The following is a 19,143-nucleotide window of genomic DNA, read 5'->3' as shown; positions in this document are numbered from 1 at the left end:
ATTGAACGGGTTTATGTCACTCCCTATGGTGAAACAATGACAAGTCCCCAGCCCGGAATGATCCGCATCGTGGCAGGAGAGAGCAACAACCCGAAGCGCAAGCGCGCCGTGGAGGTCCTGGTTGCCCTCGGCCTGGTGCTGCTCATTGCCGCCGGTGCCGTGGTGGCGTCAACCCTTTCCCGTGATTCCTCAGCCCAGGCAGCGGCCCCCGCTCCGACGCCTGCTGCTGAGTTGAAGCTGGGCTATTTCGGCAACGTCACCCATGCCCCGGCGCTGGTGGGCGTGAAGCAGGGTTTCATCGCCAAGAGCCTGGGTGAGACCAAGCTCAGCACGCAGGTGTTCAACGCCGGCCCGGCCGCGATCGAGGCGCTGAACGCCGGCGCGATCGATGCCACGTACATCGGGCCGAACCCGGCGATCAACTCGTTCGTGAAGAGCAAGGGCGAGTCCGTCAGCATCATCGCCGGCGCCGCTGCAGGCGGCGCGCAGCTGGTGGTGAAGCCGGAGATTGCCGCTGCGGCGGATTTGAAGGGCAAGACCCTCTCCACGCCGCAGCTGGGCGGGACCCAGGACGTGGCGCTGCGGGCCTGGCTGTCCGCCCAGGGCTACAAGACCAACACCGACGGCAGCGGCGACGTTGCCATCAACCCCACCGAGAACGCCCAGACCCTGAAGCTGTTCCAGGACGGCAAGCTCGACGGCGCATGGCTGCCCGAGCCCTGGGCGTCCCGGCTGGTGCTGCAGGCCGGCGCCAAGGTCCTCGTGGATGAGAAGGACCTGTGGGACGGGTCGCTGACGGGCAAGCCGGGCGAGTTCCCCACCACCATCCTGATCGTGAGCAAGAAGTTCGCCGCCGACCACCCGGACACCGTCACGGCACTCCTGAAGGGCCACGCAGAATCCGTGGCCTGGCTCAATGACACACCCGCCGCGGAAAAAGCAGCTGTGTTGAACACCGCGCTGAAGGAATCCGGGGGCGCCGAGCTCCCGGCGGACGTCATCGAGCGGTCGCTGAAGAACATCGTCTTCACCGTGGACCCGCTCGCCGGAGCCTACAAGAAACTGCTGCAGGACGGCGTGGACGCCGGCACCACCAAGCAGGCCGACATCAGCGGCATCTTCGACCTCACCGCCCTGAACAGTGTCACCGCCGAAACCGGCGGCAGCAAGGTCAGCGCCGCCGGCCTCGGCAACGACTAACCCGGCACGCAGCACCAAAAGCACCAAGCTCAAGCATCACCTCCAGCCCCATCAACGTTAGGACAGGACCATGCCAGTCGTACTGGAAAACCTGGGTAAACGCTTCGGCGACGGCGCCCCGGTGCTGGACGACGTCAACGCCAGCATCGCCCAAGGCGAGTTCGTCGCGCTCCTGGGTGCGTCCGGCTGCGGCAAGTCAACCCTGCTGAACATCATGGCGGGACTGGAACTCCCGACGTCGGGCGCCCTTGAAGTCCCCAGCGACGGCGCTGCCTTCATGTTCCAGGACGCAGCCCTCTTCCCATGGCTGACGGCCCGGGAAAACATCGAGCTCGCCCTCAAGCTGCGTGGCGTGGGCAAGTCCGAACGGCGCACGAAAGCCAACGAACTCCTGGACCTGGTCCACCTTGGCGGAGCCGGGGACAAGCGCCCGCACGAGCTCTCCGGCGGCATGCGCCAGCGCGTCTCGCTGGCCCGGTCCCTGGCCCAGGACCGGCAGCTGCTGCTTATGGACGAGCCGTTCGCCGCGCTGGACGCCATCACCCGCGACCTCCTCCACGACGAGCTGGAACGGATCTGGAAGGAGACCGGCCGCACCATCGTTTTTGTGACGCACAACGTCCGCGAAGCTGTCCGGCTGGGCCAGCGTGTGCTGTTGCTGTCCTCACGCCCCGGCCGCGTGGTCCAGGAATGGAACGTCACCGAGGAACACCGAACCGACGCCGGTCTTGCCGGACAGCTGACCGGGGTCATCACCGCCCGGCTGCGAGAGGAGATCCGCCGCCATGCTAAATAAGCAAACTCCGTTGGTCGAGCTTGCCGAGACCCCGATTTCGACCAGCTCAATCACCGGCCAGGCAAGCTCAATCACCGATGAGCCGGAAACCCGCAAGGTGCACGCGGCCCTGACCCGGTCCTCCACCGGCAACGAAGACCTGCGCGAGCTCGAATCCGGACTGGATTCACTGCAGTCGGACGCAGCCCGTGCCGCGCGCATCGACTGGAGCCGCATCCTGCTCCCGGTGGCGGCGCTCGTGGTGCTGGTCCTGGCGTGGCAGTTCTACGTATCCCTTGGCTTCAAGCGGCGCGACCTGGTGCCCGGACCGCTCGACGTGCTTGGCCAGTTCGGCACCCTGTGGGCCGATGGTTCACTGCAGGAAGCCGTCTGGACATCCCTGCAGCGCGGAATCGTCGGCTTCCTGATCAGCGTGGTCATAGCGACGCCGATCGGACTTCTGCTGGCCCAGGTGGCCCCGCTGCGCCGCGCATTCGGCCCGCTCATCTCCGGCCTGCAGGTGCTGCCCTCCGTGGCATGGGTGCCCGCGGCCATCATCTGGTTCGGCCTGACCGACGCCACGGTGTACTTCGTGGTGTTCATGGGTGCCATCCCGTCCATCATCAACGGGCTGATTTCCGGTGTGGACCAGATCCCGCCGCAGTACCGCAGCGTCGGCACGGTGCTGGGCGCCAGCCGGCTGCAAATGGCCCTCCAGATCGTCCTTCCGGCCGCGTTGCCGGGCTACCTGAGCGGACTGAAGCAGGGCTGGGCGTTCTCCTGGCGCTCCCTCATGGCCGCCGAAATCATCGCCGTTGGCGGCACTATCGGCTTCGGCCTCGGCTCCATGCTGAACCAGGGCCGCGACCTGGCGGACATGACCATCGTGATGTCGGCCATCCTGCTGATCCTGGCCGTGGGCATCCTGATCGAACTGCTGGTCTTCGCGCCGATTGAAAAGCGCCTCCTGCGGCGCCGCGGCCTCCTCGCCGGCAGCACCCGCTAGGGCCGGCGCCTGAGGCAGCCCGAACAGAACCAAAGAGCAGAGCCCGACGGCGAGTCCCGCCGTCGGGCTTTGCTGTTTTGTCTGAATGAGGTGCCCCGGCCCCCACGCCGGGGGCGACGGCGCTTCGCCGGCGGGGGAGTCTGGCAGACTGGCGCCATGACCGTCAGCTTTGTGTGCCGCACCGAGTCCGCCCTGCCCCGGGAACAGCTGTTTGACCTCGCACGCAGCATCGACGCGCACCTCGAATCACAGGCGGACGCGGGGGAGCGGGCCGTGGCGGGGGTGACGTCGGGCCTGATCGGCGCCGGGCAGGAGGTCACGTGGCGCGCGCGGCACTTCGGCCTGCCGATACGCATGACCAGCCGCATCACCTCGCTGGAGTTCCCGTCAAGGTTTGTGGACGAGCAGGTCCGAGGCCCGTTCACGGCCTTCCGCCACGTCCACGAGTTCGAAGCGACGGACACTGGATGCATCATGACGGACCGGGTGGAATTCACGGCGCCCTTCGGCCCGCTGGGCCGGATCGCGGAGACGCTGGTGCTGAGCCGGTACCTGGAACGGCTCATCGCAGGGCGCGGGCTTTACCTCGCCGGCCTCGTTCCGCCGCCGCGCTAGGTCACCCGTCCCGAAAACCTACGTTCCGGGAAACGGCGGCGGCCCGATGATCTCAATACCGCCGTTCACACGCCCGGATTCGCGGATCCGGTCAAAGTCCACCACCTGCGCACCGTCTTCATCAGCGCCAATCGGCTCGCTGGCGCCAAAGTAGAAGGCCTGGGCTCCGCCAGGCGTGTGCAGGCAGAGCACGCGGGTTCCCTCCTGGGTGACTTTGAACGCGTGCGGAACACCCCTCGGCGCGATGGTTACCCCGCCCGCGGCGACCCGGTGCTCGGTGCCGTCCATGTTCATCAGGATCTCGCCGGCCAGGATGTACATGGTCTCGTCCGAGTCGGGATGGGTGTGGAGCGGAGTGACCTTGTTGAGGGCCATTTCATCCTCGAAGAGCAGGAACGCGCCGGCTGTGTCTTCTTCCGTGGCTTTCCAGGTCTGTACCCCGCCGCCGAAGAACCAGCGGCGGGCTCCCTCGCCGGGGTGCAGTACTACGGCGGATGCAACTTTCTTCGTCTCCATGGTGGTCGCCTCGATGCTGGTGTTAAGACTTATGGGACTGATGTCCCATAACAAGACTCAGGTACCATGAAGGACATGTCAAGACCTTATGCCGACGTCGGGCGCACCGGTCAGAAGCGCCGCACCCTTGAAGGCCTGGTTGCTGCCGCGCGCCAGCTCGTCGCGTCCGGTGCAACGCCCACGGTGGATGAGGCCGCGCTGGTGGCCGGTGTCGCACGCAGTACTGCCTACCGCTACTTCCCGGGCCAGCGGGAGCTGCTGGCCGCGGCCCATCCGGAGACTGCACGGACATCGATGCTGCCGGACAATCCCCCGGAGGATGTGGCCGAGCGGCTGGATGCCGTAGTGCGTGAGTTCACCGGAATGATCATCGAAACCGAGGCGCAGCAGCGGACCATGCTGCGGCTCTCGCTGGAACCCGCGGACGGCCAGGAGCGGGGCCTGCCGCTGCGCCAGGGCCGCGCCATCGCGTGGATCGCCGAGGCGCTCGCCCCGTTGCAGCCGGAGCTGTCCGAAGCGGAGATCCATCGGCTGGTTCTGGCGATCCGCAGTGCCATCGGGATCGAGTCGCTGGTGTGGCTGACCGATGTGGGCGGCCTGAGCAGGGACGCTGCCGTTGCCTCGATGCGGTGGACGGCCAACGCCCTGCTGAACCAGGCACGGACGCAGGGACCGCCGCCCGCCGAATGAGAAGGCGCCGCCCGCCGAATGAGCGCGCCGGCAATGTGACGCAGCGTTACCTTACGTGAACTGGTGTTTCCGCGCCGTTGTTCCGGTATGTGACGCGGCCCTACCGTTGATCCATGGCAATTCAGGACATCTACCCCACGGCACTGCGCCTGCTGGGCCGCCCGGTACTGGTGGTGGGCGGCGGCCCGGTGGCCACGCGCCGCGCCAAAGGGCTGCTCGACGCCGGTGCCCGGGTGACCGTGGTTGCCCCCGTTGCCTCCGCAGGACTTGAGGAACTGGCCGACGCCGGCCTCCTCACCTGGGAGCAGCGCCCCTACCTCACGTCCGACGTCGACGGCGCCTGGTTCGTCCAGACAGCTACCGGCGATTCCGCGGTGGACGCCCAGGTTTCGGCCGACGCCGAGGCGCAGCGAGTCTGGTGCGTCAACGCCTCCGACCACGAAGCCTCCGCTGCCTGGACCCCCGCCGTCGCCGTCGTTGACGACGTGCAGATCGCCGTGAACGCCGGGGGAGACCCGCGCCGCGCCATGGCCCTCCGCGACGCCGTTGCCACCGCGCTGGAAACCGGTGACCTCCCGCTCCGCCGGCAGCGCGCCCACCGGGGAAGCGTGGCCCTTGTGGGCGGCGGTCCCGGCGACACCGGGCTCATCACCGTCCGCGGCCGCCGGCTCCTTGGCCAGGCCGACGTCGTGGTGGCGGACCGCCTGGGCCCCCGCGAGCTCCTGCACGAACTCGCCCCCGATGTCCGCGTCATAGAGGTGGGCAAGACCCCCGGCCACCATCCCGTGCCGCAGGCGGGGATCAACCGGATCCTCGTCGAAGAGGCGCTCAAGGGCCACCGCGTGGTCCGGCTCAAGGGCGGCGACCCCTACGTTTTGGGCCGCGGCGGCGAGGAAGCGGAATTCTGCCGCCAGCACGGCGTCGAGGTTGAGGTGGTCTCCGGCGTGACCTCGGCCATTTCCGTTCCCGCGGCGGCCGGCATTCCCGTGACGCACCGCGGCCTGGCCAAGGGCTTCAGCGTAGTTACCGGCCACGAGGAACTTTCCGAGGTCCCGGCCCGGTCCGACCACACCATCGTGCTGCTCATGGGAGTGGGCCAGCTCCGCGAATCCGCCGCCGCCCTGATGGCTGCCGGTTTGCCTCAGGACACTCCAGTTGGCATCGTTGAGAATGGCTATTTGCCCAACCAGCGCGTGACCATCGGCACTGTCGGTTCCATCGCTGACCAGGCCGAGGCCGCCGGCGTCGCAAATCCCGCGGTGATCGTGATCGGTGACGTTGTCCGCGTCAGCCCGTTCGCGCCGTCGCACTTCAAGACCGCCGACTACAGCACCACCACCCCGAACCGCCCCCGCGTACTGACCAAGTAGCCCGAAGCCCCTTCCCAACTAGCTCGCAGTTAACGCTCCCAAAAGCCGTTTTCACGACGTTAAGTGCGAGTCAGTTGGGCCGTGACAGAAAAAGGAACACAGCCGTGTCAAATAGCACCACCGTAGGTTCTGCCGCCCGCCCGCTCCGGGTCGCCGTCGTGGGTTCCGGCCCCGCCGGCGTGTACGCCGCCGACATCCTCACCAAGAGCGAAGCCGTCAAGAGCGGCGAGCTGACCGTGAGCATCGACCTCTTTGACCGCTACCCGGCGCCCTATGGCCTGATCCGCTACGGCGTGGCGCCCGACCACCCGCGCATCAAGGGCATCGTCAACGCCCTGCACAAGGTCCTGGACCGCGGCGACATCCGCTTCTTCGGCAACGTGGACTACGGCACGGACCTCTCCATTGAGGACCTCCGCACCCACTACGACGCCGTCATCTTCGCCACCGGCGCCATCAAGGACGCGGACCTGAACATCCCCGGCATCGAACTCGACGGCTCCTACGGCGGCGCCGACTTCGTCTCCTGGTACGACGGCCACCCCGACGTGTCCCGCGAATGGCCGCTGGACGCAAAGGAAATCGCCGTGATCGGCAACGGCAACGTGGCCCTGGACGTGGCCCGCATGCTCTCCAAGCACGCCGACGACCTCCTGGTCTCCGAAATCCCGGACAACGTCTACGCCGGCCTCAAGTCCTCTCCGGTCACTGACGTGCACGTCTTCGGCCGCCGCGGCCCCGCCCAGGTGAAGTTCACCCCGCTGGAACTGCGCGAGCTGGCCCACTCCAAGGACGTGGACATCATCCTGTACCCGGAGGACTTCGAATTCGACGAGGAATCAGACCGCCAGGTCCAGAGCAACAACCAGACCAAGACCATGGTTGGCACCCTCACCAACTGGATCGCCGAGCAGCCGGAAGAGCTCTCCGAGCTCACGGCCTCCCGCCGCCTGCACCTGCACTTCCTGCACAGCCCGGTTGAGGTATACGACGACGCCGAGACCCCCGGCCGCGTTGCCGGCATCAAGTTTGAGCGCACCGAGCTGGACGGCACGGGCAACGCCCGCGGCACCGGCGAGTTCGTGGACTACCCGGTCCAGGCCGTGTACCGCGCCATCGGCTACTTCGGTTCCGCCCTGCCGGAGGTCGAGTTCGACCACAAGAAGGGTGTTGTCCCGAACGACGGCGGCCGCGTGCTGGACGCTGCCGGCACCCACGTGCCGGGCGTCTACGCCACCGGCTGGATCAAGCGCGGCCCCGTAGGCCTCATCGGCCACACCAAGGGCGACGCCCTTGAGACCGTGACGTACCTGCTGGAAGACCGCGCGAACCTGCCGCTGGCAGCCGCGCCGGCTCCGGAAGCCGTCGTCGAACTGCTGGAGAGCCGCGGCGTGCAGTACACCAGCTGGGAAGGCTGGCTGGCTCTGGACGCACACGAGCGCGCCCTCGGCGAGAAGGCCACCGAGACCGGATCGCACGGCGTCGAGGTTGCCCGCGAGCGGGTCAAGGTTGTGCCCCGCGAGGACATGGTTTCCATCTCACGCGACGGAGTGGCCGTGCAGGTCTAGCCCGAACCTTTCTCCAGCGCGAACAGGCAGCTAATGACCGCAAACCGCACGGTTGACGTCATTAGCTGCCTGTTCGCGCTTTTTATATCCGGCTACATCCGGCCAAATCTCGCCCGGACAAGGGCGAACAATCCGTAGCTGATGAGTCCGGCGGCAATGGCCATCAGGAGGAACGGCCCCGCCGGATGGTCCCGCAGCGCCTTCAGGCTGCCGTCCAGCCCGGTGGATTCTCCCGGCCGGTTGGTGGCGGCTGCTACCACGAACAGTAGGCCCGCAAGGATCAGGGCGATGCCTTTGGCCACGTGGCCGGCCACGCCGAGTGCGCTGATCATGCGTCCGCGCCGGGTGCCCTCGAAGTGATGCAGTTCCTCCTTGAACTGTTTCCGGACGCCCTTGACGATGAAATAGATTCCGACGCCGATGACCGTCAGGCCCAGCGCGATGAGTGCCGGCACACCGAGAGGTCCCTGGACCAGGGCGGTGCTGAAGTCCCTGGTGGAATCGCCCGAGTCACCGCGCAGGCCGACCGCGAACCCTGCAAAAGTGAGCCCCACACTGCCGTAGGCCACCGCCAGGAACCCGGAGGAGATGAGCTTGCCGAGCCGCTGGCCCGCAGGCAGGTGGCGGGCGCGGAGGGTGGCTTCGCTCAGTTGCCACAGAGACAGGCCCGCGCAGCCGATCAGCCCGGCCCACATCACGCCGGGCCCCCACGGATTCGCTGCGAGCTGTTCGATGGCTCCCGTCGGTTCGGCCTGCCCCGGCTGGCCGAACGCCAAAGCGATGGCGATAGCACCGATCACAATGTGGAGCAGGGCCATTACAGCGAACCCGGAACGTGCGACGACGTCCAGCACCCTGGTATTGGACACCGCCTCGGCCGCGTTGGCGGCTTCTCCGAGGGCCGTATCTTCATCCGACATTGCTAGCCGTTCATGGGGCCTTCGGCGTGGATGTTTTCGGCGCCCGGGCCGGTGAGTTTCACGGTGCAGCGGACGATGAGCTGGTCCGGTGCGGTGTGGACGTCCGCGAGGGTTTCGGCCGGGTTGATGACCGTGTAGCTTTCGGTGCCCTCCTCGACGCCGAAGCCCCGCGACTTGGCGTCCTGGCTGGCGTTGGCGAGAGCTTCCCGGCGCAGTTCGTCGAGGTACGACTGGTCGCCGGACCGTGCAGAGTCGCCGAAGGCCCAGCCAAAGAGAGTTCCGGTTCCGTTCATGGTGCTGATTTTACGCATGCCTCACCCTACCAAGATATTGATAAGGGTGCTTATTATATGTCCGTGGATGCTGCTAGGACCTGCTGGCGTCCGCGGCAGCGAGGTCCCGGCCCGCGTCAGCAGGGTCCGCGGATTCCCCGGCCTCTGCCGAGCCCTCCGGTTCCGGTTCTGCGGCGTCGGTGGTCCAGACCTGGACGATCGCCCAGATTACGGCGGCCAGCGGGACGGACAGCACCGCTCCGATGATGCCGGCAAGGATGGTCCCCGCCGTCAAAGCCAGCAGGATGACCAGGGCGTGCAGCTGCAGGGACTTGCCCATCACCACGGGTTGAAGCAGATTGCCCTCAAGCTGGTTGACGGCGATCACCACGATCACCACAATCAGCGCCACCACGGGTCCGTTGGCTACGAGTGCCACCAGCGCCGCGAGGATGCCTGCCACGGTGGCTCCCACGATCGGGACGAAAGCGCCGATGAAGACGATGATTGCCAGCGGGATGGCCAGCGGGACCCCCAGGACCAGCAGTGCCGTGCCGATGGCCACCGTGTCCACCAGGGCAACAATGGCTGTCCCGCGCACGTAATCGCCCAGAACCTGAATGGTGCGTGCGCCCGATCGGCGCAGCTTGGCCTCGCGGGCGCCGGTGTAAGGCCGCAGGAAGAAGTTCCAGATCGCGGCCCCGTCCTTGAGGAAGAAGAAAAGGATCACCACCATGAGGCTGGCCCCGGCGAGGAACTCGGTGATGACGGACAGTCCGGTGATGGCTCCGGAGCGGACCTGGCTGCTGGCGGCGAATTCCACGATGGCCGCCCGGGCCTGTTCAATCTGCTCCCCGTCCACCGGGATGGGGCCGTTGAGCAGGAACGACTGCAGTTCGTCCAGGCCTGAGGATGCCTGGCTTGCGAGGTCTCCCCATTGGCTGCGGATGGAGGCGACAATGACGGTAGTGACGCCGGCCAGCACGGCGAGCAAGGCCACGAAGGCCACTGCAGTGGCCGCGGAGGCGGGCAGGCCCCGGCGCTTCAGGAGATTGACGAACGGCATGATGGCGGCCGCCAGGATCAGGGCGATCAGCACCGGAATGACCAGGAGCCGGATCTGCAGCAGCGCGAAGACGGACACCACCACAACGGTGAGGACCAGCAGGATCTGGGCCGAGCGGACGCCCACCCTGCCCAGGCCGTCTGCCCAGGGGTCCGGGCGCTTGCCGTCCACCGTGATGTCGACTGATCTGGCCAAGGGGTACTCCAATTCGTCAGCGTGCAGAAACGGGACGCCCGGACCGGCCGAGGCCGGGATGAGAACTCCCCAAATAGCTAAGCCTACTGAGTTATGGCCCCGGCTACACGCCGAGCCACTCCGCGCAGGAGTTCAGGTTCCGGTTGACGCTGTCCACGGCAGCCGCTTCATTGTGCGCCTCGATGGAATCCACCAGCTCGCCGTGCCCTTCGTCGGGGAGACCGTTGAAGCCGCTGCGGCGCTGCTGCCGAAGCAGGTCGGCATGGAACACGCCGCCAAAGCTGACGTACAGCTCATGCAGCAGCGGATTCCCCGAAGCCTGCGCCACCAGCACATGGAAATCCCAGTCGGCGCGGGCCCAAACGGGGTAGTCCTCAGCGTTCCAGGCGTCACGCCGCTCCGCCAGCAGCGCTTTCATGGCGGCAATGTGTTCAGGTTGTGCGTTGCGGGCGGCCAGCCGGGCCGCCTGGGTGTCCAGGCCCACCCGGACCTCGAGGATGTGCTCCTGGGTGTGGTCCTTGTACATGCGCTGAGCCGCGCCGGAGATCTCGCTGGTGGCCCGGACGTAGGTGCCGTCACCACGGCGGACCTCCAGCATCCCGCTGTGGGCCAGCGCCTTGATGGCCTCGCGCAGGGTGCCCCGGGACACACCCAGCCGGGCCATCAGCTCGGGCTCCGCGGGGATCTTCTGCTGCAGCTGCCATTCGCCGGAATGGATCATCTCGCGGAGCTTGTCCGTAATCTCGTCGGCCAGAACAGGCCGGTGCGAAGCGGTAAGAGTCATGGCTTGGTCCTTGCCGTCAGGAGGTGCCCCACCACGATCTGGGTAAGGGCGATGGCCAGCAGCAGAACCAACGGCACGGTCCAGCCGCCGGTAGCGCTGTGCAGCAGGCCCATGCCGAACGGGCCCACTGTGGCCAGCAGATACCCCACCGACTGCGCCAGCGTGGACATGGCGGTGGTTTCCGCCGTCGACCGGCCGCTCCGGCTGATCATCACCATGACCAGCGGGAAGATGCCCAGGCCGAACCCCAGCAGCGCGGCCGGAACAGCTGCCAGCGCGGCAGGCAGCAGCATCAGGGCAGTAATGCCCAGGAGCATGGTGACGCTTGCCAGGTAGAAGGCCGGGCGGAGCATCCGCGGACGGGAGCCGATGGCAAGGAGCACCATGCCCGCCGGAACGGAGACCAGCTGCATCAGGCCGTACATCAGGCCGCTGTCCGTCGCGGTCAGCCCGGTGGTGGTGAGCATGTACGGGAACCAGCTCAGCACCGCATAGGCGAGCAGCGCCTGGAGGGTGAAGATGGAGGTGAGCAGTGCGCCCTTGCGGGTGCGAATCAGCGGCCACGGGGAAATGCTGGTGCCCCGGCCGGGGGCGGCGTTCCGGTGGGCGTGGAGTGCCACCGGGAGAAAGCCAAGGAAAGCGGCCACGGAGAGCAGTCCGATGGAGCCAAGTCCCGCCGACGCCGAACCCAGGAGCTGGGCCACCGGGACCACCATCACGGCCGTAACGGTGGCGCCCGTGGTCATGGTGACCGTGTAGAGGGCGGTCATGAGGGAGGTGCGGTCGGCGTAGTGCTCGCGGATGAAGGACGGCATGGCAACGTTGCAGACAGCGAGCCCGGACATCCCCACCACCGTTCCGGCCAGCAGCATGCCCGTGGACGGGATACCGCGCACCAGAAGGCCGACGGCCAGCATTCCCAGGGCCAGCAGGATGGCTTTTTCCACCCCCATCCGGCGCGTCAGCCAGGACGTGGCCGCCCCGGCGACTGCAAAGCACAGGGTGGGAACGGAGGGGATGACAGCGGCAATGAATGCACCGTAGCCCAGGACTTCCTGGAGGTCATGGAGGAGGGCCGAGGCCCCGGTGATGCCTGCGCGGAGGTTGAGGCCGATCAGCACAAAGGCCACGATTCCGAAGACGACGACGGCGCGGGGCCGGGCTGCCTTTGCCCGCTCGGCAGGTGGGGTGTCAGTTCCGGGCGGTGCCGCCGTCGTCGTGGTTGCCATACTTAAACATTAGACGTTAGACGTTTGATGTTTGTAAAGATGTGGCAAACATCTCCGGAAGGCCCGAGTTCCGGACGTACCGTAATCCCGAAACGCATGCGCCGTATGTGACTGATGTGAACAGTGTTCCCAAATGTGCTTCGTGGCCTTACCATTCGTAGTGTCGGCGTAAAGCATGGGGGTCCACGCCAGCCGCTGGCAGTTTCTGGGGGAGTCCTTCCGCAGAGTTAACCGTTAGTCCTGCCGGGAGTGGCTGATGTCCAATTTCACCCCATACTTCATACGAGTTGCCGCTGCCTTTGCCGCCGCTTCCCTATTGGTCATGGCCGGCCTGCCGGCCGCCAACGCTACGACCGAGCCAGCGGTGCCCGATCCTGTGGTGGCCGCGCCCGCAGAGTCTGGTGCCCAGAGAACCATCGTCCGTCAATCCGCGGGAGTTGGCGCGCGCGCAGCCGACATCAAGGTCACCCTGGTCACGGCGAAGACGAGAGATAAAACTGACGCCGACGTTGCATCCATCGATGTCACTAAAGCCAAGGCGGCCGTTACTTCGGCAGGGGACTACTGGCGAACGATCAGCGACGGCAAGCTGACCATCAGCCTCGCCAGCCTCAAGCTGGGATTCGTCACCAGCGCCAGCTCCGGCGACAACTTCGATGTGATTCTGGAGACCATCACCAGGGAGCTGGGGTGGAAGGCTGACCCGGGCCAGGCCCTCGTCGTATTCATTCCGAGGTCAGACGTCGTCGTGTATTCCGTCGGCGGCAACCTGGGCGCCGGCTGGTCGTCCGGAGCCACCACCGGGCGAATCGTGATGCCGCTGACCAGTGGGTTCACTTCGCCAGTCCTGGCGCACGAGTTCGGGCACGTGTTCGGTCTGCAGCATGCCAACTCCCTCGACTGCTCTAGTGGACGCGCGGACACGGCCGTCACAGCCTGGGCGGTGGGCGACGGCGAGTGTTATGCCCGCGAGTATGGCGACGGAACTGATTTGATGGGCGTCTCCCAGTACGCACAGCCCTACCTTAACGCCGCCCTTTACGACTACGGTTCGTTTGGGAGCGGGGACGAGATCCGCGATCTTGGAACATTGCAGGGCAGCCAGACAGTCACGCTACTTCCGTGGGCCAGCAATTCCGCTGCTCGAGCCGTGAAGTTCCAGGATCCGGGCAGCGGCGAGACCTACTACGTTCAGCTTCGGCTTCCCGTCGGCTACGATTCGGCAACCGCGGTCAACGGCAACAAAGGCGTCCAGATCCTCAAAGCGGGCCCGGAACCGGGATCGTCACTGCTTCTTCCGCCCAGTACCCTTGCCTTCAGCGGCTGGTACGGCTCCAACCTCGCATGGCAACGCGGCGGAGTGTTTACGACCTACGCCGGCGTGCAGATCCGGGTCAACGACATCACTTCGACATCGGCGTCCGTAACAGTTGACTCCGTCTCCCCGGCCATCGTGAGCCAACTCGATCAGGCTGCCGCCCGGAACAGCCTGGGTAGTCCTGTTAGGGCAGCGGCGCTGGGGCTCGCCAATTACGGCGCCTACCGTGACTATCAGCGTGGCACCGCCGTCTGGTCGGCAGCGAGCGGCGCGTACGAGTCCACTGGGGCCATCCGAAACACCTGGCTGTGGTCCGGAATGGAAAGTGGTCCCCTCGGCTACCCGGTGACGGATGAAATCGGTGGCCTCGTGTCGGGTGGGGTTTATCAGATGTACCAGGGGGGCGCCATTGTATGGTCCCCGGTTACCGGCGCCCACACGTCGAGAGGCGCTATCCGGGTTGCCTGGGGCGGCGTGGGATATGAATCGGGCACGCTGGGGTATCCGGTCGCCAGTGAGGTGGGCGGGCTAAGGAATGGCGGAGCGAACCAGGATTTCCAACGCGGGTCGATTGTCTGGTCCGCCTCCACCGGGGCGAAGGTATCAACGGGCGCGATCCGCAGCACCTGGGTGTGGAGCGGACTCCAGAATGGCCCACTGGGATACCCGTACACGAATGAAATCAAGGGTCTGCGGGATGGCGGGGCCTACCAAATGTTTGAAGGCGGCGGCATCGTTTGGTCCCCTGCCACGGGCGCACACGTGTCCAAGGGCGGTATCCGGCAGGCTTGGGCCAATACGGGTTTTGAGAACGGTCCGCTCGGCTATCCCACCACCAGTGAATACGTTGGCTCCAGCGGAACCGTGATCCAGAACTTTCAAGGCGGGCGCATTGTCTGGAGCCCGAGCACCGGGGCGCAGGTGATCATCTAACGAAGCGGCCCTCTGCAATCGGTGCTGGCCGAAAAGCCGCTTCTTACCGCTGCTGGCGCTGGTTCAGCCGCTGGACCGCCAGGGCCAGCCAGAGCTGCACGCGGTCCTGGGTCTGCGCGGGATCGTAGCCGGTCAGCTCGGTGATCTGCGCCAGCCTGTACCGCACGGTGTTGCGGTGCAGCGTCAGCGCTTCGGCGACGGCGGCCACCGAGCCGTTGTTGTTCAGGTAGCTCTCCAGCGTGGCCATCAGCTCGGCCCCGTGCAGGGCGTCGAAGTTCCGCAGCGGGTTGAGGGACTCGTTCGCCATGTCCGCCAGCGGCACGTCCTCGCTGGCCAGGAGCAGCGACGTGAGGCTGAGGCGCTCGGGCTCGTTGACGGGTAGGCCGTGGCTGGCCGCGTCGCGCGCCTCGAAGTAGCTCCAGCGCACCCCGTTGGGTTTGGTGTAGGCGCCGCCGATGCCGATCGTGGCGTGGATGCCGGCCTCGGCCAGATGGTCGCTGAGGCTCTTCGCCAGGGCGGCGGCCCCGCTGCCGTCGTCCTGGACAACGACGATCAGGTCCTTCCCGACGACGGCGGTCACGCCGTGCTCCAGCGGCCGCGGCATCGAGGAGCTCACCAGCTGCTTGGGATGCGCCGCGGACTCGGCGAGGAGGACCACGCTCTTGCGGGTGCTGTTGATGCCGATGCCGGCAAGCCGCCGGGCCGCCTCGCTGGATTCCAGGGTCCCGTGGATCACGTCCTCCAGGACCTGGCCGGACAGCGCCCGCTGGGCCTGCCGCTGCTTGACCATGTTGTTCAACTCGACGCTGATGAGGTTCTGGGCATAACCGACGATGCCGGAGTCCTCGAACGGCTGCCGGACCCAGAGGGTGCACGCGTCGCGCCGGCCGGTGGGGATGGGGTAGGACGCCCACGTGTCGGCCGTGGGGGCGGGGTTGCCGGGAACGCTGTTGTACAGCTGCGCAGTGAACTGGGTCAGGACAATATCCGTGCGCAGCATGGAGCCGAGGTTCTTGAGCAGCTCGGAGAGGCCGCCGCCGGTCAGCAGGGCGCGGGCCAGGATTTGGTGTCCCGCGATGAGCCGTTCCAGTTTCGCGTAGTGGTCCGCCGACTGGGCATCCGCCACCAGCTTGGTGATCGCAATGAACGGTGTCTCGTAGGGGACCTCCACCACGGGAAGGCCCCAGCGGTTGGCCTCTGCAATCAGCGCCGGCGGAACGGCGTCGTGCGTCAGCCCGATCCCGAAACCGATCCCCACCGCACCCGCCCGCTGCACCTGCCGCACAAAGCGGCGCTGGTCCGGGGCGGACTTCAGCCGCATCCCGGTGGTCAGCACCAGCTCGCCGCCATTGAGGAAGCGCTGCGGGTCCTCCTGCTCGGTGACGGCGACCCAGTGGATGTCCTGGTGCCACGTCGTCTCGGCGAGGCCGGATTTGACGAGCTTGAGCGACTGGACGCCCAGCAGGGCGGCGAGGGAAATTGCCATGGATTCAGGATAGCTGCGCGCTGGGCAACCGCACTAAAGGATTCCGGGGATGGTGTGCAGGTGGCTATTCCCTGCGTACCGGCCCTGGCATAGGCTCATGAGCAGTCGCAACACTGGGCCGGTCGCAGAACCGGTTACAGAAACCAGCATGAAAGAGGTTGAACACCGTGGTCCAAACCTTGCAGAACTTCATCAACGGCGAATTCGTCACGCCCGCCGGCACCGGTCTGCTGGACATCGTGAATCCCACCAACGGTGAGGTGGTGGCGAAATCGCCCATCTCCGTGCAGGCCGACGTCGACGCCGCCATGACGGCTGCCAAGGATGCCTTCAAGACCTGGAAGCACGTCACCCCGGCCCAGCGGCAGCTGATGCTCCTCAAGCTTGCCGACGCCGTCGAGGCCAACAGCGATGAACTCGTCGAAGCCCAGCACCGCAACACCGGCCAGGTGCGTTCGCTGATCGCGTCGGAGGAAGTCGCCGCCGGCGCCGACCAGCTGCGCTTCTTCGCCGGCGCCGCCCGCATCCTCGAAGGCAAGTCAGCCGGCGAGTACTTCGAAGGCCACACTTCCTACGTGCGCCGTGAACCCATCGGCGTCGTGGCCCAGGTGGCCCCCTGGAACTACCCGTTCCTGATGGCCATCTGGAAGATCGGCCCCGCGCTCGCCGCCGGGAATACCGTGGTGCTCAAGCCCTCGGACACCACCCCCGAGTCCACCCTGGTCCTCGCCCGCCTTGCCGGGGAGATCTTCCCGGCCGGCGTCCTCAACGTGGTGCTTGGCACCGGTGAAACCGGCGCCATGATGGTGGAGCACAAGGTCCCCGGCCTTGTCTCCATCACCGGCTCCGTCCGGGCCGGCATCGCCGTGGCCTCCGGTGCTGCCAAGGGACTCAAGCGCGCGCACCTGGAGCTCGGCGGCAAGGCCCCGGCCATCGTCTTCAAGGACGCCGACATCAAGAAGAGCGCCGCGGCCATCGCCGAGTTCGCCTTCTTCAACGCCGGCCAGGACTGCACCGCCATCACCCGCGTCCTGGTGGAAGACTCCGTTCACGACGACGTCGTGGCAGCCATGGTGGAACACACCAAGACCCTTCACACCGGCTCGCAGAACGACGAAGACAACTACTTCGGCCCGCTCAACAACGTGAACCACTTCAACGCCGTGACGTCGGTTGTGGAGCACCTGCCCGCGAACTGCAAGATTGTCACCGGCGGCCACCGGGCAGGGGACAAGGGCTTCTTCTTCGAACCCACCATCATCACCGGCGCCAAGCAGACCGACGACATCGTCCAGAAGGAAACCTTCGGACCGGTCATCACCGTCCAGACGTTCAGCTCCGAGGCCGAGGCCGTGGAGCTGGCGAACGACGTCGACTACGCCCTGGCCTCCAGCGTCTGGACCACCGACCACGGCACCGCCATGCGCGTCAGCCGCGACCTGGATTTCGGCGCGGTGTGGATCAACACCCACATCCTGCTGACCGCCGAAATGCCGCACGGCGGCTTCAAGCAATCCGGCTACGGCAAGGACCTTTCCATGTACGGCGTCGAGGACTACACGCGCATCAAGCATGTGATGAGTGCACTGGATGCATAAAGCAGACGCATAACTCCGACGCTTCACTCACTCCACGATTTTCCAGAAAGGCATTCCCATGACTGCAACCGCCCATGACATCACCTTCCGTCTCGAGCAGAAACGCCGCGTCCAGGCCGACTTCCCGGGCCCCAAGTCCATCGCGCTGACCGAACGTCGCAAGGCTGTCGTGGCAGCCGGCGTCGCCTCCAGCGTCCCCGTCTACGTCGCGGATGCCGACGGCGGGATCATCCACGACGTCGACGGCAACTCCTTCATCGACCTTGGCTCCGGCATCGCCGTGACCAGCGTCGGCGCGTCCGATCCCGCCGTCGTCGGCGCCGTGAAGGAAGCCGTGGAGCACTTCACCCACACCTGCTTTATGGTCACCCCGTACGAAGGCTACGTGGCAGTCGCCGAGCAGCTGAACCGGCTCACCCCCGGCGACCACGAAAAGCGAACGGTACTGTTCAACTCCGGTGCCGAAGCCGTGGAAAACGCCGTCAAGGTGGCCCGCCTGGCCACCGGCCGTGACGCCGTCGTCGCCTTTGACCACGCCTACCACGGCCGCACCAACCTGACCATGGCCTTGACCGCCAAGGCCATGCCGTACAAGACCAACTTCGGCCCGTTCGCGCCCGAGGTCTACCGCATGCCCATGAGCTACCCGTTCCGCGAGGAAAACCCCTCAATCACCGGTGCAGAGGCCGCCAAGCGCGCCATCACCATGATCGAGAAGCAGATCGGCGGCGAGTCCGTGGCCGCGATCATCATCGAACCGATCCAGGGCGAGGGCGGCTTCATCGTCCCGGCCGACGGCTTCCTGCCGGCACTGGCCGCCTGGGCCAAGGAAAAGGGCATCGTCTTCATTGCCGACGAGGTCCAGTCCGGCTTCTGCCGCACGGGTGAATGGTTCGCCGTCAACCACGAAGGTGTTGTCCCGGACATCATCACCATGGCCAAGGGCATCGCCGGGGGCATGCCGCTCTCCGCGATCACCGGCCGGGCAGACCTGCTCGACGCCGTCCACCCGGGCGGCCTCGGCGGCACCTACGGCGGCAACCCGGTTGCCTGCGCCGCTGCCCTCGCGTCCATCGGCTCCATGGAGGAATACGACCTCAACGGCCGCGCCAAGCACATCGAGGAACTGGCCACCGGCCGCCTCCGCGAACTGCAGGCCGAGCTTGCCGCTTCGGGGAAATCCGTGATCGGCGACATCCGCGGACGCGGCGCCATGCTGGCCATCGAGCTCGTGCAGGCCGGCTCCAAGGAACCGAACCCGGAGCTGACCAAGGCCGTTGCAGCCGCCTGCCTGAAGGAAGGCGTCATCATCCTCACCTGCGGCACGTACGGCAACGTCATCCGGCTGCTGCCGCCGCTGGTCATCGGCGACGAGCTGCTGCTGGACGGCCTCGAGGTGCTGGCCGCCGCCATCAAGGCGCACGCCTAACCACCCTCATTACAACCGGAGAGCCGCGGACAGACCGTCCGCGGCTCTCCGTGTTTTCCGCTGGAAAATGTCCCCCCTGATTGGTGCCCGTGTGGGCTAGAGTCAGCAGTACCACTGCAGGAACGCAGACCGGCCGACGTCGCCCGGGAACCCCGAGCGAGGCTGGATTCTGC

General features: G+C 66.4%; 17 protein-coding genes. 10 read left to right on the top strand and 7 right to left on the bottom strand.

The features are described from left to right. Positions 1–36 precede the first annotated feature (36 nt). From ACSQ1X_RS15830 to ACSQ1X_RS15815, 4 genes are all read left to right on the top strand, one after another. Positions 37–1,200, top strand: coding sequence for an ABC transporter substrate-binding protein (locus ACSQ1X_RS15830; protein WP_436058333.1), 1,164 nt, complete (start codon positions 37–39; stop codon positions 1,198–1,200). Positions 1,201–1,270: 70 nt separating this feature from the next. Next, positions 1,271–1,996 (top strand): ABC transporter ATP-binding protein, encoded by a 726-nt coding sequence (locus ACSQ1X_RS15825; RefSeq protein ID WP_028272786.1) that lies wholly within the window; start codon positions 1,271–1,273, stop codon positions 1,994–1,996. Beyond that, entirely contained in the window at positions 1,986–2,981 is a 996-nt protein-coding gene (locus ACSQ1X_RS15820) for an ABC transporter permease (protein WP_436058332.1), read from the top strand. Before ACSQ1X_RS15825 ends, ACSQ1X_RS15820 begins: the two co-directional genes overlap by 11 nt. 156 nt (positions 2,982–3,137) lie before the next feature. Continuing rightward, on the top strand, positions 3,138–3,596 hold the full coding sequence (locus ACSQ1X_RS15815) for an SRPBCC family protein (protein WP_436058331.1): 459 nt from the start codon (positions 3,138–3,140) through the stop codon (positions 3,594–3,596). A gap of 18 nt (positions 3,597–3,614) precedes the next feature. Here ACSQ1X_RS15815 and ACSQ1X_RS15810 read toward each other — a convergent pair whose 3' ends face one another. Beyond that, positions 3,615–4,112 carry a cupin domain-containing protein gene (locus ACSQ1X_RS15810; protein WP_436058330.1) on the bottom strand — a complete coding sequence of 166 codons (498 nt, stop codon included), beginning with the start codon at positions 4,110–4,112 and terminating at the stop codon, positions 3,615–3,617. Between the two features lie 75 nt (positions 4,113–4,187). Here ACSQ1X_RS15810 and ACSQ1X_RS15805 point away from each other — a divergent pair, with 75 nt between their 5' ends. The 3 genes from ACSQ1X_RS15805 (at position 4,188) to ACSQ1X_RS15795 (ending at position 7,740) form a co-directional block, all read left to right on the top strand. Continuing rightward, positions 4,188–4,802 carry a TetR/AcrR family transcriptional regulator gene (locus ACSQ1X_RS15805; protein WP_436058329.1) on the top strand — a complete coding sequence of 205 codons (615 nt, stop codon included), beginning with the start codon at positions 4,188–4,190 and terminating at the stop codon, positions 4,800–4,802. 113 nt (positions 4,803–4,915) lie between these two features. Then, positions 4,916–6,172, top strand: a complete 1,257-nt coding sequence (cobA, locus tag ACSQ1X_RS15800; RefSeq protein ID WP_436058328.1) for a uroporphyrinogen-III C-methyltransferase — start codon at positions 4,916–4,918, stop codon at positions 6,170–6,172. Positions 6,173–6,276: 104 nt separating this feature from the next. Then, positions 6,277–7,740: an FAD-dependent oxidoreductase gene (locus ACSQ1X_RS15795; protein WP_436058327.1), complete on the top strand. Its 1,464-nt coding sequence runs from the start codon at positions 6,277–6,279 to the stop codon at positions 7,738–7,740. Positions 7,741–7,832: 92 nt separating this feature from the next. Here ACSQ1X_RS15795 and ACSQ1X_RS15790 read toward each other — a convergent pair whose 3' ends face one another. The 5 genes from ACSQ1X_RS15790 to ACSQ1X_RS15770 form a co-directional block, all read right to left on the bottom strand. Beyond that, positions 7,833–8,660, bottom strand: coding sequence for a DUF1206 domain-containing protein (locus ACSQ1X_RS15790; protein ID WP_436058326.1), 828 nt, complete (start codon positions 8,658–8,660; stop codon positions 7,833–7,835). 2 nt (positions 8,661–8,662) lie between these two features. After that, a complete protein-coding gene (locus tag ACSQ1X_RS15785) occupies positions 8,663–8,953 on the bottom strand; it encodes a hypothetical protein (RefSeq protein WP_055799788.1) in 291 nt (96 codons plus the stop codon). A gap of 73 nt (positions 8,954–9,026) precedes the next feature. Continuing rightward, positions 9,027–10,193 (bottom strand): AI-2E family transporter, encoded by a 1,167-nt coding sequence (locus ACSQ1X_RS15780; protein ID WP_436058325.1) that lies wholly within the window; start codon positions 10,191–10,193, stop codon positions 9,027–9,029. A 103-nt stretch (positions 10,194–10,296) separates the two neighbouring features. Then, the gene (locus ACSQ1X_RS15775) at positions 10,297–10,977 is read right to left on the bottom strand and encodes a FadR/GntR family transcriptional regulator (RefSeq protein WP_436058324.1); all 681 of its coding nucleotides are present in this window, start codon (positions 10,975–10,977) and stop codon (positions 10,297–10,299) included. Further along, positions 10,974–12,206: an MFS transporter gene (locus ACSQ1X_RS15770; RefSeq protein ID WP_436058323.1), complete on the bottom strand. Its 1,233-nt coding sequence runs from the start codon at positions 12,204–12,206 to the stop codon at positions 10,974–10,976. Before ACSQ1X_RS15770 ends, ACSQ1X_RS15775 begins: the two co-directional genes overlap by 4 nt. A gap of 256 nt (positions 12,207–12,462) precedes the next feature. Between ACSQ1X_RS15770 and ACSQ1X_RS15765 the strand changes: the two genes are divergently transcribed. Continuing rightward, positions 12,463–14,457, top strand: a complete 1,995-nt coding sequence (locus ACSQ1X_RS15765) for a hypothetical protein (protein ID WP_436058322.1) — start codon at positions 12,463–12,465, stop codon at positions 14,455–14,457. Positions 14,458–14,500: 43 nt separating this feature from the next. Here ACSQ1X_RS15765 and ACSQ1X_RS15760 read toward each other — a convergent pair whose 3' ends face one another. After that, positions 14,501–15,943 (bottom strand): PucR family transcriptional regulator, encoded by a 1,443-nt coding sequence (locus ACSQ1X_RS15760; RefSeq protein ID WP_055799733.1) that lies wholly within the window; start codon positions 15,941–15,943, stop codon positions 14,501–14,503. Between the two features lie 167 nt (positions 15,944–16,110). Between ACSQ1X_RS15760 and ACSQ1X_RS15755 the strand changes: the two genes are divergently transcribed. Both ACSQ1X_RS15755 and gabT read left to right on the top strand, forming a co-directional pair. Next, the gene (locus ACSQ1X_RS15755; RefSeq protein WP_055799785.1) at positions 16,111–17,541 is read left to right on the top strand and encodes a gamma-aminobutyraldehyde dehydrogenase; all 1,431 of its coding nucleotides are present in this window, start codon (positions 16,111–16,113) and stop codon (positions 17,539–17,541) included. 58 nt (positions 17,542–17,599) lie between these two features. Further along, on the top strand, positions 17,600–18,970 hold the full coding sequence (gene gabT, locus ACSQ1X_RS15750; protein WP_436058321.1) for a 4-aminobutyrate--2-oxoglutarate transaminase: 1,371 nt from the start codon (positions 17,600–17,602) through the stop codon (positions 18,968–18,970). Positions 18,971–19,143 lie beyond the last annotated feature (173 nt).

Source organism: Arthrobacter sp. LjRoot78 (genome assembly GCF_964254335.1).
In the GTDB taxonomy this organism is placed as follows: Bacteria; Actinomycetota; Actinomycetes; order Actinomycetales; family Micrococcaceae; genus Arthrobacter.
This window is presented reverse-complemented; position numbering and strand designations above follow the sequence as displayed.

Coding starts and splice junctions, on each gene's coding strand:
- gabT (WP_436058321.1), top strand. CDS start 17,600: ATGACTGCAACCGCCCATGACATCACCTTCCGTCTCGAGCAGAAACGC.
- ACSQ1X_RS15775 (WP_436058324.1), bottom strand. CDS start 10,977: ATGACTCTTACCGCTTCGCACCGGCCTGTTCTGGCCGACGAGATTACG.
- ACSQ1X_RS15760 (WP_055799733.1), bottom strand. CDS start 15,943: ATGGCAATTTCCCTCGCCGCCCTGCTGGGCGTCCAGTCGCTCAAGCTC.
- ACSQ1X_RS15820 (WP_436058332.1), top strand. CDS start 1,986: ATGCTAAATAAGCAAACTCCGTTGGTCGAGCTTGCCGAGACCCCGATT.
- ACSQ1X_RS15765 (WP_436058322.1), top strand. CDS start 12,463: ATGTCCAATTTCACCCCATACTTCATACGAGTTGCCGCTGCCTTTGCC.
- ACSQ1X_RS15785 (WP_055799788.1), bottom strand. CDS start 8,953: ATGAACGGAACCGGAACTCTCTTTGGCTGGGCCTTCGGCGACTCTGCA.
- ACSQ1X_RS15790 (WP_436058326.1), bottom strand. CDS start 8,660: ATGTCGGATGAAGATACGGCCCTCGGAGAAGCCGCCAACGCGGCCGAG.
- cobA (WP_436058328.1), top strand. CDS start 4,916: ATGGCAATTCAGGACATCTACCCCACGGCACTGCGCCTGCTGGGCCGC.
- ACSQ1X_RS15810 (WP_436058330.1), bottom strand. CDS start 4,112: ATGGAGACGAAGAAAGTTGCATCCGCCGTAGTACTGCACCCCGGCGAG.
- ACSQ1X_RS15805 (WP_436058329.1), top strand. CDS start 4,188: ATGTCAAGACCTTATGCCGACGTCGGGCGCACCGGTCAGAAGCGCCGC.
- ACSQ1X_RS15825 (WP_028272786.1), top strand. CDS start 1,271: ATGCCAGTCGTACTGGAAAACCTGGGTAAACGCTTCGGCGACGGCGCC.
- ACSQ1X_RS15770 (WP_436058323.1), bottom strand. CDS start 12,206: ATGGCAACCACGACGACGGCGGCACCGCCCGGAACTGACACCCCACCT.
- ACSQ1X_RS15815 (WP_436058331.1), top strand. CDS start 3,138: ATGACCGTCAGCTTTGTGTGCCGCACCGAGTCCGCCCTGCCCCGGGAA.
- ACSQ1X_RS15830 (WP_436058333.1), top strand. CDS start 37: ATGACAAGTCCCCAGCCCGGAATGATCCGCATCGTGGCAGGAGAGAGC.